General features: G+C 39.7%; 12 protein-coding genes. 6 read left to right on the top strand and 6 right to left on the bottom strand.

The window, feature by feature from the left end:
- Window positions 1–23: 23 nt before the first annotated feature.
- Genes N7548_RS03170 through N7548_RS03160 form a run of 3 tightly spaced genes read left to right on the top strand, consistent with a single transcriptional unit; the run spans window position 24 to window position 1839 of the window.
- Window positions 24–512 (top strand): NUDIX domain-containing protein, encoded by a 489-nt coding sequence (locus tag N7548_RS03170; RefSeq protein WP_263607976.1) that lies wholly within the window; start codon window positions 24–26, stop codon window positions 510–512.
- The gene (locus N7548_RS03165; RefSeq protein WP_373425171.1) at window positions 512–1216 is read left to right on the top strand and encodes a pseudouridine synthase; all 705 of its coding nucleotides are present in this window, start codon (window positions 512–514) and stop codon (window positions 1214–1216) included. The genes N7548_RS03170 and N7548_RS03165 overlap by 1 nt, the downstream gene beginning before the upstream one ends.
- Before the next feature lie 59 nt (window positions 1217–1275).
- Window positions 1276–1839: a DUF2179 domain-containing protein gene (locus tag N7548_RS03160; protein ID WP_263607974.1), complete on the top strand. Its 564-nt coding sequence runs from the start codon at window positions 1276–1278 to the stop codon at window positions 1837–1839.
- A 39-nt stretch (window positions 1840–1878) separates the two neighbouring features.
- Here the strand turns inward: N7548_RS03160 and N7548_RS03155 are convergent, their stop codons facing one another.
- Window positions 1879–2838, bottom strand: coding sequence for a GNAT family N-acetyltransferase (locus tag N7548_RS03155; RefSeq protein ID WP_263607973.1), 960 nt, complete (start codon window positions 2836–2838; stop codon window positions 1879–1881).
- 257 nt (window positions 2839–3095) lie between these two features.
- Between N7548_RS03155 and N7548_RS03150 the strand changes: the two genes are divergently transcribed.
- The 3 genes from N7548_RS03150 (at window position 3096) to N7548_RS03140 (ending at window position 5119) form a co-directional block, all read left to right on the top strand.
- Window positions 3096–3755, top strand: a complete 660-nt coding sequence (locus N7548_RS03150; RefSeq protein WP_263607972.1) for an MIP/aquaporin family protein — start codon at window positions 3096–3098, stop codon at window positions 3753–3755.
- A 77-nt stretch (window positions 3756–3832) separates the two neighbouring features.
- On the top strand, window positions 3833–4846 hold the full coding sequence (locus N7548_RS03145) for a permease (RefSeq protein WP_263607971.1): 1014 nt from the start codon (window positions 3833–3835) through the stop codon (window positions 4844–4846).
- Window positions 4847–4858: 12 nt separating this feature from the next.
- The gene (locus tag N7548_RS03140) at window positions 4859–5119 is read left to right on the top strand and encodes a thioredoxin family protein (RefSeq protein ID WP_263607970.1); all 261 of its coding nucleotides are present in this window, start codon (window positions 4859–4861) and stop codon (window positions 5117–5119) included.
- Window positions 5120–5164: 45 nt separating this feature from the next.
- Here N7548_RS03140 and N7548_RS03135 read toward each other — a convergent pair whose 3' ends face one another.
- The 5 genes from N7548_RS03135 to N7548_RS03115 all read right to left on the bottom strand — a co-directional run bounded on the left by N7548_RS03135 (window position 5165) and on the right by N7548_RS03115 (window position 14596).
- Window positions 5165–8065: a fasciclin domain-containing protein gene (locus N7548_RS03135; protein WP_263607969.1), complete on the bottom strand. Its 2901-nt coding sequence runs from the start codon at window positions 8063–8065 to the stop codon at window positions 5165–5167.
- Between the two features lie 177 nt (window positions 8066–8242).
- Window positions 8243–10444, bottom strand: coding sequence for an SF1B family DNA helicase RecD2 (gene recD2, locus N7548_RS03130; RefSeq protein WP_263607968.1), 2202 nt, complete (start codon window positions 10442–10444; stop codon window positions 8243–8245).
- The gene (locus N7548_RS03125; RefSeq protein WP_263607967.1) at window positions 10441–11610 is read right to left on the bottom strand and encodes an MFS transporter; all 1170 of its coding nucleotides are present in this window, start codon (window positions 11608–11610) and stop codon (window positions 10441–10443) included. Before N7548_RS03125 ends, recD2 begins: the two co-directional genes overlap by 4 nt.
- Window positions 11610–12737, bottom strand: a complete 1128-nt coding sequence (mnmA, locus tag N7548_RS03120) for a tRNA 2-thiouridine(34) synthase MnmA (protein WP_263607966.1) — start codon at window positions 12735–12737, stop codon at window positions 11610–11612. Before mnmA ends, N7548_RS03125 begins: the two co-directional genes overlap by 1 nt.
- On the bottom strand, window positions 12734–14596 hold the full coding sequence (locus N7548_RS03115; protein WP_263607965.1) for an NAD(+) synthase: 1863 nt from the start codon (window positions 14594–14596) through the stop codon (window positions 12734–12736). Before N7548_RS03115 ends, mnmA begins: the two co-directional genes overlap by 4 nt.
- Window positions 14597–14598: the final 2 nt, after the last annotated feature.

The following is a 14598-nucleotide window of genomic DNA, read 5'->3' as shown; positions in this document are numbered from 1 at the left end:
CAATAGAATCGCGAGGTTAACCTATGAAATCTATTTACTGTCCACATTGTGGTCAATTACTCCATACCAAAGAAATTGGCGATGAAGGCTTAGTCCCCTTTTGTGAAGGCTGTCACAAGCCCATTTTTGAACATAGTCCTGTATGCATCCTCACCATGGTGATCAATGAATATAACGAAGTCGCTTTACTTAAACAAGACTATGTTTCAAAACAACACTTGGTTTTTGTTGCCGGTTATTATAAACCAGGTGAATCGGCAGAAAACACGGTGAAACGGGAAGTTTACGAAGAGATTGGTCAAACAGTTGATGAACTGACCTACCTAGAATCGTTTTATCATGAGCGTTTAGATACCCTCTTCTTGTGTTATATATCCAAAGTCAAGAAAGCACCCTTCAAGTTGTCATCGGAAGTCGATGATGTAAACTGGTACTTACTACCCATCGATGAATCTTTATTAAACCCATTAGGGGTAGCTTATCGAATCTACCAGAGGTACAAAACATTATGATGAGACTAGATAAATACTTAGCCCATGCAGGCTATGGTACACGCAGTGAAGTTAAAAGAATCATCTCCAAAGGGTTGGTTGAAGTCAATGGGGTGGTCATTAAAAAAGACGATCAAAAAATCGATGAAACCAATGATGAAATCATCGTCGCTGGTGCGGTTTCTAATTATACCAAACACGTCTATTTGATGTTACATAAACCAGCAGGTGTGATTTCATCGAATTACGACCCCATGCATAAAACGACTAAAGATTTAATCCATGGGTATGACCATCTTCAAACCTTCCCAGTGGGGCGATTGGATTTGGATACAGAAGGGTTACTCATCATCACCAATGATGGTTTACTAGCCCATCAATTATTATCGCCAAGATATCATGTCGATAAAACCTATTACGTTGAATTTAGTGGTGATTATAAAGCCATTTATACGTCTTTATTTGAAACGGGTGTCACTTTAGAAGATGGTTATCTTTGTATGCCAAGCCACATTGAACTGTTGTCAGAACATACCGCTTTATTGACCATCAAAGAGGGAAAATACCATCAAGTCAAACGCATGTTCATGGTATTAGATATGACTGTAACGTATTTAAAACGGGTTTCATTTGGTCCAATTAAACTGGATGAAAACCTCAAAAAAGGCACCTTTAGACCCCTGACTGAAGATGAGATTTTAGCCCTTAAAAAAGTGGTTTCATAACACACTTTTTAAGTACATTTTTAGCACAGATATGATAGAATGATTGAGGTGGTGATTGTATGTGGCAAAACATCCTTGAAATCTTAACGGTAACCCCGTTTTATGAATTATTATTTATCTTTTTAGCGAAGATTGTAGAAGTCTCGATTGGAACCATGAGAATCATTTTAATCTCGAAAGGGTATCGTAAAATCGGTACGTCTTTAGCGATTGTTGAAATCTTCCTGTGGGTCTTTATCGCAAGTTCTGTCATCAATGGCATCACAGAGTCCCCTATGAAAGGTGTGGCTTATAGTTTTGGTTTCGCAGCTGGGGTTTATGTTGGATCACTCATCGAACAAAAACTCGCGTTTGGGAAAGTCCTCATTCAAACCATTACATCGAAAGCACTCGCAACCGATATTTGTGCCCACTTACGTGAAGCTGGCTTTGGTGTGACTTCATTAGAAGCGATGGGTAAAGACGATGAAAAATCCGTACTCATGATCTATGCGAACCGTAGAGACGCTTCAAAAGTCGTTCAAGGCATTAAATTGATTCATCCGAAAGCGATGATTGTTTCTAATGAAATATCGAATGTTTCGGGTGGTTATATCAACCCCATGAAAAAACTATTTAAATAAAACAGGTAGGGCGGTTTAATTGCCTTACCTGTTTTTTCATTAAAATCGATATTGTTCGTTTTTAGAACGTTCATCCCAAGACTTATAGATTTTCATTTGAAATTGATACCTTGGGGTTTTGGATTTTGGATAAAACCCAATGGCTTTATAAAATGGTTGATCGCCACCAGTCATGCTTGAAACGTGTGGGTATTTGGCTTTGATTCGGTTACATAATTCATAAATCACCGCTTTACCAAAGCCTTTACGGCGTTCCCACCAAACCACAGCCAATGGTTCAAGTTCCGCGTATGGCATCGTTTCATCTACCCAACCGATACCAAAAGCGACAGGTCTATCTTCAGGATCTAACACCACCACTTCTAAGGATGGGTCATAATGCTTCATCGTACGTAGTTTTGAAAAAGCCGTGGACCCCTGTTCAGCGTGTGGTAAACCATACCCAAACGCGTGACGATGGGTATTGGATAAATAGAAGGCGGGTACAGGGGTTGTGTTGAAGTGATACCCTTCAGGTAGTTTCACTTCAAATGGTTGTTCTTTAATGTCGATGTGCATCGAGGTTTCTTCATAATCTTCTTTTGTAAAGCCCATGGTAAGCACCAAGTCTTTCAGTGTGGTATGCCAATTAGGTACATATAAATGAAGGGTTCTTTGAATGTCATCGGATTCGATGGCGTACAAATGGGTGATTGCGAATTTGATCATGCGTTTGAGCAGGTTAACGTCTTCACCACGTGCTTTTGAATCGAATAGAAAGAAGGCATCTCCATCGTAACAACCTTCAGAAATGACGGCTGAAATGATGTTGCCATCCTCTAAAAATACGCCCATGGATTCGGTCCACGCTTTGTGGGCATGTTTAAAATCCGGGTGTAATGCTCGACAGAATTCATGTCTGGATAATCCCCAAGCTGGTACGTCGTAGTTATAGCTATTGAGGATGAATTGTTCTAATGTGTAAAAATCGTTGTCTTCATAGAATTTAAATGTGATCATATATTGTTTTCTCCTTATCACTTTTATTTGTAAGGATAACGCAAAAAAAGAGGTTGATTGTAGCGTCTACCCTTACCTGTAACACAAAAAAAGGTGTTATACGGTAATGCATAGACTAAATCAACATCTTCTCATCTCCAAATCTATCTTTATTATAGAAAATATATTCTATTTTTACAATACCCGCCATTTGTGAAGTCACTTCACTTCACCTATGATACCTCAAGTGATACAATAATCGATGGAGGTACATCATCATGTCTATTAATTTTAAAAAAGGTTTAGCAGAATTTTTGGGTACATTCGTACTCGTGTTGTTTGGTACAGGCGTCGCAGTGATGTCTGGTGGTGATCGCTTGTTAACAGCCTTAACTTTCGGTTTAACCGTGGTTTTAATGGCGTTCGCAGTGGGTCATATGTCTGGTGGTCATTTCAATCCAGCCGTCACATTCACGATGTTCTTAAAGAAAAAATTATCCGCGCTAGAACTTGGGGTTTACGTACTCGGTCAAGTTTTAGGTGCAGTCCTCGCTTCAGGGCTATTGGTTGTATTCTTAGGTTCTAACGCTGCACTCGGCGCGAATACCGTATCGGCAGCACTACCACAAGATGGTTTCGTAGAATTGTTATTTGGTGGTTTGGTTGAACTGCTATTGACCTTCTTCTTCATGTTGGTCATCTTAGGGGTTACCAAATCCGAGAAGACACAACCATTTGCGGGATTGGTCATCGGTTTATCCTTAATCGCGATTATTTTATTTGGTTTTGACTTAACCGGTGTTGGTGTCAACCCAGCGAGAAGTTTATCCCCTGCATTATTCCAAGGTGGGGTTGCTTTAGAACAAGTATGGGTATTCATTTTGTTCCCACTCTTAGGTTCTTTCTTAGCAGCACATGTTTCAAATCAATTAGAATAAACCAAAAAGGCGTATACAAAACGCCTTTTTTTGTTATATAATGATGTATAGATGATTATCTATGTGAGGATTTTTATATGAATATATGGTCTTGGTTTTCAGACATGTTTCTGAAAATGACTTGGTTAAGTCAGTTTTTCGAATGGTTATTTCAATCACTTGGCGTAGAAGCAGATTCACCACTGTTTCATGGGTTGGTGTTCTTCTTCTATGATGTGATTAAGATTTTTATTCTATTATCGATTTTAATCTTTATATCGAGTTATATCCAGTCGTATTTCACACCTGAGAAAACACAAGCTATCTTAGGCAAATTTAAGGGTATATGGGCGAATACGATTGGTGCGTTATTAGGTACTGTTACCCCATTTTGTTCTTGTTCATCCATTCCGATTTTTATTGGGTTCACCAAAGCGGGTTTACCAATTGGGGTCACCTTTTCATTCCTAATTTCATCGCCACTGGTTGACCTCGCTTCGATTCTACTTCTCGCAACCATCTTCAATGGGTGGGTCGCTTTAGCCTATGTCGTGACTGGCTTAATCATCGCGATCATCGGTGGTACTTTGATCAGTCTCTTCAAAATGGATCAATACGTGGAAGATTTCGTTAAAGAACCCAGTCCAATGATGATGACCGATTTGGGTGAACCGATGGAAATGACGAAAAAAGACCGTGTGAACTACGGGATTGCACAAGTCAAAGAAGTGATTCATAAAGTTTGGTTATATGTTTTGATTGGCGTCGGTATCGGCGCGATCATTCACGGTTATATCCCACAAGCTTTGATTGAGATGGTGTTGGGTCAAGATAACCCATTCTCTGTGGTTCTCGCTACCCTTGTTGGGATCCCAATGTACGCCGATATCTTTGGTACACTACCAATCGCCGAGGCTTTGATCTTAAAAGGCGTTGGGTTAGGCACGGTTTTATCGTTTATGATGGCGGTCACCGCTTTATCATTACCATCCATCGTGATGTTGAAAAAAGTGGTAAAAACCAAATTACTCGTGACGTTTGTAGGGATTGTTACTGTGGGTATATTGTTGGTCGGTTATTTGTTTAACGCATTTGGCTATTTATTCATTTAGGAGGATTTAAACATGGAAATCAAGGTATTAGGTTCAGGTTGTGTAAATTGTAAGAAGCTTCACGAAAACGTCGTAAGAGCGGTTTCTGAAATGGGGTTGGATGCACAAGTGCTTTATGTTACTGACATGAAGTCTATCGCTCAATCGGGTTTACTTAGAACCCCAGGTTTAATTGTGGACAATGTCATCATTTCATATGGCCGTGTGTTAACCACTGAAGAAACCAAGCGATTGATTGAAAACTTTCAACGTTTAAAAGTTAAGAAAATATAAAGAAAAAAGTCTAAACCCAATATTTTGAGTTTAGACTTTTATTTACTATAAATCCACTAAGAATCCCGCCATGGAGTGAACCACACCATTGGTCGCGAGCATATTCGGTACGATGATGTCTTTACCATTGATGAATAAGTAACCATCGGTTTCAGAAATCGTTAGTAAGTTCCCATTCAATGTCGATATGATATTTTGGCCACTGAGTACTAAAGCCTTCAGACTATCAGCATCCCATGAACCCAAAACGATATGGGATCTTAAAAATTCCAATAGACCTGGGTCAGCCAGTAAGGTTTCTAAGGTGATTTCATCTTGAATCATTTTGACCATGAAATACCCATCGAGTGGTGCGAATACTGTGTACGGTTCAGTACCCACCAACAAGAGGTCAAGACCTGTGGTTTCAAGGGCTGCAACTAAAGTGGTAAAGACGCCACCTTCATTGAGGACATCGATGATATTGCCCATGACAGGTTCTTCTTCAGATGGTTCAGGCATCAATACAGCACCGATACCAAATACATACCCATTGTCTGCAGGACCATCGTTTGGCAACAATACGATGTCATTCACCGTGAGTTGATCATCTAAGTTTTTAGATAACAACAGGTCACGATTCATTAATAAGGTTGTAAGCAAGGTGTTGTCATTATCAAAACGGGTGTTCAAGTCAGTTCTTGTTAAAGTACCTTCAACGATATGATACTGAAGAATACCCTCTAACCCTGGTAATGCACTTAAGCCGGCCACATCGATTTGAAGTTCAGCCATTAACGCTTCAAACGCAGGGTTGGTTGGTGCGAATACCGTATAGGTGCCTTCAACCGTTGTTAAGTAACTTTGTAAACCAGCTCCCTCCATCAATTGAAGGAAGATTGAAAACTGACCTAAATCGGTTAATACCGATAATAGGGTATTGGGTTCGTCTGGTAATAAGACGGTATTCACGGTATGAATGACACCATTCAACGCTTCATAAGAGTTCACAACCATCACACCATTGGCGTATAGATTGCCTTCAGTGTCTTGTGAAATGGTAATCGAGACGTTTGGTAATAATGATGGCACATCGGTAGGACCGTTCGCACTTAAACTGGATAGTTGTGCACGGCTATTAATACCGGATGCCATGTGTGACTGAACGAATGCGTAGACTGTATCGACTGCATTCGGACTATAAATATCGATGTTGGTTTCAATCATCCAATCCAATATCGCATCATTGGTTGGTGCGAATAATGTATAATCATCGACTGGTAAGAAAATCGCATTTTGTGCAAGAATATCGAGTAATTCATCAAATCTCGATAAGTCTTCTAAGGATGTGATTAATTCGAACAAGTCTAATAATACTTCTGGTTCGAGTACGCTATCAATCGAATGAACATACCCATTAGAAGCGGATAAACTGTCTGATAAGAATGGTACACCATTGGCATAGAGTACTTTGGAGGCGTCTTGAGATATTTCGATCATTCCCCCCTCAGCCAAGGTTTCAAATAATATTGGTGATGATTTTGTCATATTGAGGAGCTGATCCACTGAGTACGACCCTGGTATCACATGTGATAATAACGTGTTGGTGATTAACTCATGGTCAGCAGTACTGTCAATCGACAATTCTCTTAACGATAACCAAGCTTCATAACTGGTTTTCGATGGCGCGATGACTGTGTAATCACCTTCTGTCAATGTCGGACTTAAATTGAGCGTGGATAAATGACTGGATAACACAGAGAATTCATCACTCGCTTCAAGTACTTCCACTAAGTTTTTATCTGTGGACCTCACTGGTCTATATAAAACGCCATCCAATTCATGGACAAATCCGTTGGTAGCCGCCATGTCAGACTCTTTAATCTCATACCCATTGATAAATACCCTCGTACCATCCGAAACCACATAGAGATTATTACCCGATAAGGATTCTAATGTATAAGGGGCCATATCTCGTAAATCAGCGAAACTGTAACTACCGAGAACGGTATGATTTTGGAGGAATTCTTCTTTATCTCTGGTTGCTTCATCTTTAGTGAAACGACCATTCTTATTGTCCAAAATGGCTTTTAACTCATCGTTAGATGGGGCGAACGTGGTATAGTTTTCGGTTCCAGCAAGGTCAGTTAACGTGGATGCACCAGTAACTAACCCATAAAAAGCAGAGGTCTTGTTTTCGACTTCAATCAACTTAGAAACACTGCACTTAGGACCTGCTTCGGGTAGTTCAATACCACTTGGCCAGAATATTTCACTTGGCACATAATAATATCCGAATTTATATTTAACGAGGTCGATAAGACTAATGGTTCTTTCAGCTCTTTCAATAAGCAGTTCCTCAAGTTCCTCGATGGTATACTTTTCATAAATATGTTCCAAATACATATCTTGAGTAAATAGACCATTTTCATCTAAAAAATCAGAAATATCTAAGTTGGCATAAATTGAGCCACTGCTAAACTTTCTATTATAATTAACCGAATATCTCGCTACAGTGAAATAATCCCCATGTAGGGTTGGAACATTCGTAATTTGAGCAGGTGTATCTACGATACCAAGATAATTCAAAGGGAAGGATTTTTGATCGATTTCAGAATCCAAAATAGTGTTTTTCATGAAAGCATCAAAATCCGCGATACAATAAAAGTCCCTTTCTTTAATACCTAGTTCTAAAAACAGGTCATTATACTGTTCATCTGTGTAAGCAAAAACGAGTCTTCTTGCTTGGTACGTTTTTGGTTCTGTTTCATTTTCTATTTGAATAGTATATGGGTGATAACTGTCCACAGTACTTAAATACCCTGATTGAATCAAAGCTTTTAAGTGAATGTTGTAATCCAATGCTTGTTCTTCAAAGGATTTTTGAATGGCTGATGGCTCAGCACAGGCAGCCAAAATCAGAACAAAGCTCAATGCGACAAACAAACCGAACACTTTTTTTATCATGTTCATTTCTCCCGTCCGGTGATATCTTTAGATATATTCACCATTACTCGAAATTATACAATGATACTTATTTTTAAAAAAATACTTTGCATCACAAACTATTAATTTTTTTGTAATACATGTGTAATGTGCATTTAAGACTAAAAAAACACCCGTTTGAATGGGTGTTTTTGCTGATTATTCTAAAAAATCATAAGGTGACAGTTCTACTTCAACCGATTCAATCGATTCATTCAAGTAATGGGCTAAACGGGTTTGTCGTTTTTCATTCAATACTTTAGACGCTTGTTCAATGAGACTTAAATCCCCTAGTAGAGATAGATGGGTTTTGGTTCTCGTGATACCGGTATAAAGCAGCTCTTTTCTTAACAGACGCATGTACGCACGTACTAGAGGCATGATCACGACTTTATATTCACTACCTTGAGATTTATGTATGGAAATCGCGTAAGCGTGATTTAGGTCTTCTAAATCCCCTTTTTGGAAAGGTATCACATGGTCATCGAATGAGATATAAATGATGTCTTCATTGTCTTTGGATTTTGAAATGTCTTTAATGATCCCAATGTCCCCATTCATGATGCCTTTTTCCGGTGAATTGGCGAGTTGAATGACTTTATCACCAATCGTGAAGACTTTTTCACCATAGGTGATGGTTTTCTTAAAATCCATGAGAGATTCTTGTAAAACTTTATTGACGGCGTCAATACCTAAAGGCCCTTTATACATCGGGATTAAGACTTGGATATCCTCGTAAAGATCATAACCCAAATCGAGTGCTGCCTTCACGGTATAGCGAATGGTATCGATGATTTTACTCGACTCTAAATTCATGAATTTGATGTCTTCTTTTGAATCAAAATCGGTATCTTCTACCCGTTGTTCATTGACCGCTTGAGCCAGTGAAATGATGTTTGAATTTTTAGCTTGACGGTGGATTTCTTTGAGTCGAATCACTGGTACTTGATTGGATGCGATAATATCGCCTAATACATAGCCAGGTCCAACCGATGGCAACTGGTCTTCATCACCAACAATGATAACTTGGGTGTGTGCTGGGATGGATTTAAATAGATTTTCAGCGAGGAAAATATCGATCATCGAGGCTTCGTCGATGACGATTAAATCTTGTGGGAGTTGGATGTTATCGTTGTAGTAAAATACGCCATCATAGTTATAACCCAATGCACGGTGAATGGTCATCGCTTTGACATTCATCACAGCTTGCATCCGCCTAGATGCACGCCCCGTTGGAGCGACCAACAAGATATCTTCACTGGCGGACTCTTTGGTCAAATCAATTTGATGGAGTCTAGAATACACATATAAAATCCCTGAAATAACGGTGGTTTTCCCTGTACCAGGACCCCCAGTAATGACAGAAATGGATGATCCTAATGCCGACAAAATCGCGGCTTTTTGTTTTTCGGTATATTCGATACCCAAATCAAATTGTGCGCGTTCAATGAGGTTATGAATTTCATTCGAACGGTCTTCTCTGTCTACCATCAATCGCTTGATGTGGTTAGAAACCGATAGTTCTGTATCAAAGATTTGTTTTAAGAAATACTTGTTTTCGTTGTGTAAAACATGATTTTGTGCGATTAATTGTTCGAGTCCCACATCGATTTTACGGTTGTCAATATCTGGTAAAAAGGTTTGGTAAATATAGTCCAATTGGTTTTCATACAAGAAGGTATCCCCTTTTGAAAAAGAGAATGTTTTAATCCCATACAGGATGGCTGCTTGAATGCGTCTAGGATCGTCTTTTTCAATGGAAAATAAGGCTGCGATGGCGTCTGCTTTTTGAAAGCCAATGCCATCGATGTCTTCAATCAACTTGTATGGGTTCTTTTGTAAAACCGATAGGGTTTCATCTTTGTATTTGTTGAATAGTTTCATCGCCATCTTTGAAGATAAGCCATAGCCATACAACTTCACTAAAGTCGATTCTATCACTTGGTTGTCATACAGCTGTTGATAAAAACGTTCGATTTGAAGACGGTTTAAACCCACTTGCATGAGAATCAATTTGTCATCTAAAATCTTTTTGATGGTTTGGTCGCCAAATAACTCGACCATTTTACGGGCTTTAACCGGACCAATCCCCGTAAATAAATCAGAGGAAAGATATGCGATTAAGCCTTCTTTGTTTTGCACATCCGCTTTATCGAATTGGATGACTTTATACTGAATGCCATATTTTGGATGGGTCGTTTCTTCACAAGTAAAACTGTAGGTCACTTCTTTGGATAATTCAGGGAAATAGCCTGTCATGATGACTTCAGATTCATCTTCTAAGATCACTTTCGCAATCGAATACCCATTATCTTGGTTTCTAAATAAATAGTGGGTGACATTACCGATTAACGTTCTCATATGTTCACCCGCTCTTTATAGATAAATAACAATACAGCACTGAGGGCTAAAATACCCGACAGGATTAAGAATAAATAGACCCCGATGTCATCATAAATGATGCCTGCAACCAACGGTCCAATGATCGCACCCAATGAAATTGCACTTTGACGTGACCCCATGAGCACCCCAGGGGATACATCGGTATACTTCGATAAATGAGACGCGATGGTCGGTTCATAGATGGCTTTACCAGCAATATAAACCATGAAGAACGTATAACCCCAAACAAGGAATAAATCTTGATTTAAGCTGAATGTGAGTGCCGTAAAGATGGCTTGTAAAATGACCACGACCAAAATGGTGTTGGTTTCTTTATAGCGTTTATTCAAATGGGGTACGACTAAGAAACTCATGATGAGGGTAACAATCCCTGTCACAAATACCAAAGTCCCATTGACGGATGGTTTATAGTGTAAATCCTTAATGTACATATCCAGATACTTTGAGAAGTTGGTTTGTGAGATGGAAACCAACGCGATGATGATGATTAAAAGGAATAACTCTTTGGATAGTTTTTTAATTTGTGCCAACTGTGCAATCGCACTTTGGCGTTTTTTAACGATTTTGATTTCCTCATCCATCTTTAAGAAAGTAATGGTTAATCCTGCGAGGATTAGGTTATAGAATCCTTGGGTATACATGAGCACGTATTCTTGACCAACAAAGAAATCACCCACAAACCCACCGATGTAATAACCGATGGTCGCACCCATGACGTTAAAGGCGACGAATAACGATATGAGTTTAGCTTTGTTATTCTCGAAATTTTTATTCACTGAGATGTGGGCTAATCCGTTTGATAAAATCGCACAGGCGAATACCCCTGCCATAAAACGAACGAGAATGACCAAATAGACATTCGTCACATACCCAAATAGAAACTGAGATATAGCATACCCAACCAATCCAATAAAAGCGACCCAAGTGCGGTTCTTTTGGTCGCCTAAATTACCCCAAAAAGGAGCGAAGATGAATTGACCTAAGTTCATGCTGGCGAACATCACACCAAACATGGCTTTATCAATGCCAATCGTATTTAAATGGGCTGGTGTGACGGGATGGGCTAAATTCATCCCTAACCCCACCAAGAGTGAAAAGGCTAAGAGCAGCCACGCTTTTCGCATCAATAGTGTCTTCTTTCTTCATTCATATAAACCGTGTCGATGAACCCACCTGCCACGCAGACATCGCCTTCATAGATGGCGCATGCTTGGCCAGGGGTCACCGCACGAACGGTGGTTGGATAAGATACTTCTAGTGTGGTATCATCAAGCCATTTTAAAAACACATCTGTATCTTTTTGACGGTATCTGAATTTAGCGGAGAACGTTCTACCTTCTAAGGCTTTGTCATAACGCCAAACTACGTCTTTGACGATACAACGGTTGGAATATAGATAAGGGTGATGAAAGCCTTGTTCGACATAAAGGATGTTGTTTGAAACATCTTTACCGACGACAAACCAAGGTTCTAAATCATAATCTTTTAAACCACCAATGCCCAAGCCTTTACGTTGACCGATGGTGTAATTCATCAACCCATCATGGGCTTTGATAAATGTCCCATCGAGTTTGGTCATTTTGCCTGGTTTTTTATAGAGATAGTTGCTTAAGAACTGGTTGAATTGACGTTCACCAATGAAACAAATCCCAGTCGAATCTTTTTTCACTGCAGTCGCGAGGTTGTGTGCTTTCGCAATCTCTCTCACTTCCGGTTTATCGATATCGCCAAGGGGGAATAAAGCCCGTTCGATTTGAGTTTCGGTAAGCTGTGATAAAAAGTAGGTTTGGTCTTTGTTATCGTCATGAGCGCGCTTTAACAATACCTTACCATCGACCACTTCGGTTTTCGCATAATGACCCATCGCGATGTAATCGGCTTTCAACCCTTTCGCATAATCCAAGAACGCTTTGAATTTGATTTCCGTGTTGCATAAGATGTCTGGATTTGGGGTTCTACCACGGTTGTATTCGCCTAAAAAATACTGAAATACTTGATTCCAATATTCTTGGGTAAAATCGACTTTATGGAGTTTAATGCCAATTTGATTGGCCACTTTTAACGCATCTTGATAATCGACTTCTTGGGCACACATATCGTCATTGACGGTGGGGTTCCCATAGACGTCTTGGTTGGCTGCAGAGTCCCAGTTTCGCATGAATACGGCTTCGACTTCATAGCCTTGTTCCAATAATTTAATGGCAGCGACACTGCTGTCGACGCCACCAGATAAACCTAAAATCACTTTCATTTAATCACCACTTTGATATCACTCGGCATTCTAAAATCCCCTCGTGGCGAGAGCGTGATGTCGAGAATTTTTGGACCGTCAGGTAAGACTTGACGTTTGAATTGTTGGTTGTAAAAACGGTTCAAGAAATACTGTGTTCTCTTGTTCGCTTCGGTATCGTCGACCTTAAAGACTTGTTTGAGTAAAAAGGCCATTTTTTCGGGTTCATCCCCACAGCGTAACAAGCGGTGAAGGAGGAAATCGTTGATCATATATTTACCCAAAATATCTTCGGTTTTTTGGTCTTTGATCAACTCTGGTGAAACTGGGGTGAAGACAATATCCATCAAGATATCCTTCAAGTTTTCATGAACATTTGAATACATTTCGACCATGAATCTAACCAAGGTTTTTGGTAAACCTGCATTGATGCCATACATGCTCATTTGGTCGCCATTATAAGTCATAAAACCAAGGGCGATTTCCGATAAATCACCGGTACCTAAAACAATACCGTTGTGTTTATTAGCGAGGTTCATCAAAGTCATGGTACGAATTCTCGCTTGGGTATTTTCATAGGTAATATCGGTTTGATTTTGGTCTTGTTTGATCATTTCAAAATGCTTGTGGGTTTCTTCTACAATGGAGATTTCTCTATGGGTAATCCCCAAAATTTCCATCAATTGAACGGCATTATTTTTAGTGCGATCAGAGGTACCTAAACCAGGCATGGTCACCCCTAAAATACCTTTAGGGTCCCACCCTAAAAACAGATAGGTTTCATGGGCGATGAGTAAAGCCAAGGTCGAGTCTAAACCGCCTGAAACACCAATCACAAGGGTTGGCATATTGACATGTAACAACCTTTTCGCAAGCGCTTGGACTTGAATGCGCTTGATGTCTTCAAAGGCTTTTTTGGCTTGTTTTGGTTTTGGTACGAACGGTAACTCATTGAGTGGTTTTGAAAAAACAAAGTTGTCGTTATCTTCGAAATGAACCGGGATTCTTGTGATGTCCATTTTGACGCGATGTAACGCATCTTTTAAATTGGTGTCGTGTCTTCTTGTAAAATGAATTTCACCAAAATCCACTTCGGTCAACAAGACTTGTGTCTTCGGGGTATTGAAGAATTTTTCATCTCGGAGTTGTCCATTGACAGCGACCATGTTGTGTCCAGAAAAGACGGTATCCGAAGAGGATTCCATCATCCCAGAAGATACATACACATAAGCCCCTGCATTACGTCGTGAATTTTCAACAACGACCATGCGTCTTGAGGCTTCTTTGTCTAGATATTCATTCGAAGCGGATAAGTTCAAAATCATATTCGCGCCATTCAAAGCGAGGGCGTTGCCTGGGGAGAAATTGGTCCACATGTCTTGACAAATTTCCACACCAAAGCGGATATTTTTATCGTTATCTTCGAAAATCAAATCGCCAAATGGCACGACTTGATTCAACAATTCAATCTCTTTGATTTGGATGTCTAATCCAGAGTTGAACCAACGTTTTTCATAGTATTCATACGTGTTTGGTAAGTACTTTTTAGGGATGATACCCAAGAGTTTAGGCCCTTGGATCACCACAGCTGTGTTATATAAAACGCCTTCGATGTCGAGGGGTAACCCAACGACCAAAACACCTTTAAAGGTGGAGGTTTCTAATAAACGTTTGAGTTGTCTTTTCGCGTTCATGATGAGAGCGTCTTGATAGAATAAATCACCACAAGCATAGCCTGTGATCGATAATTCTGGACATAACGCAACCCCAACATCCAATGTTTGAATGGTTTTGAGGATTTCAGAAACGTTATATTCGGGGTTCCCTACTTCTAGACTAGGGGTAACCAACGCAATTTTAAGGAAGCCTTGATGATACATAG

The organism is Paracholeplasma manati, assembly GCF_025742995.1.
Lineage (GTDB): Bacteria > Bacillota_I > Bacilli_A > Acholeplasmatales > UBA5453 > Paracholeplasma > Paracholeplasma manati.
The sequence above is the reverse complement of the archived record's forward strand: the minus strand, read 5'-3'. Positions and strand labels throughout refer to the sequence as shown.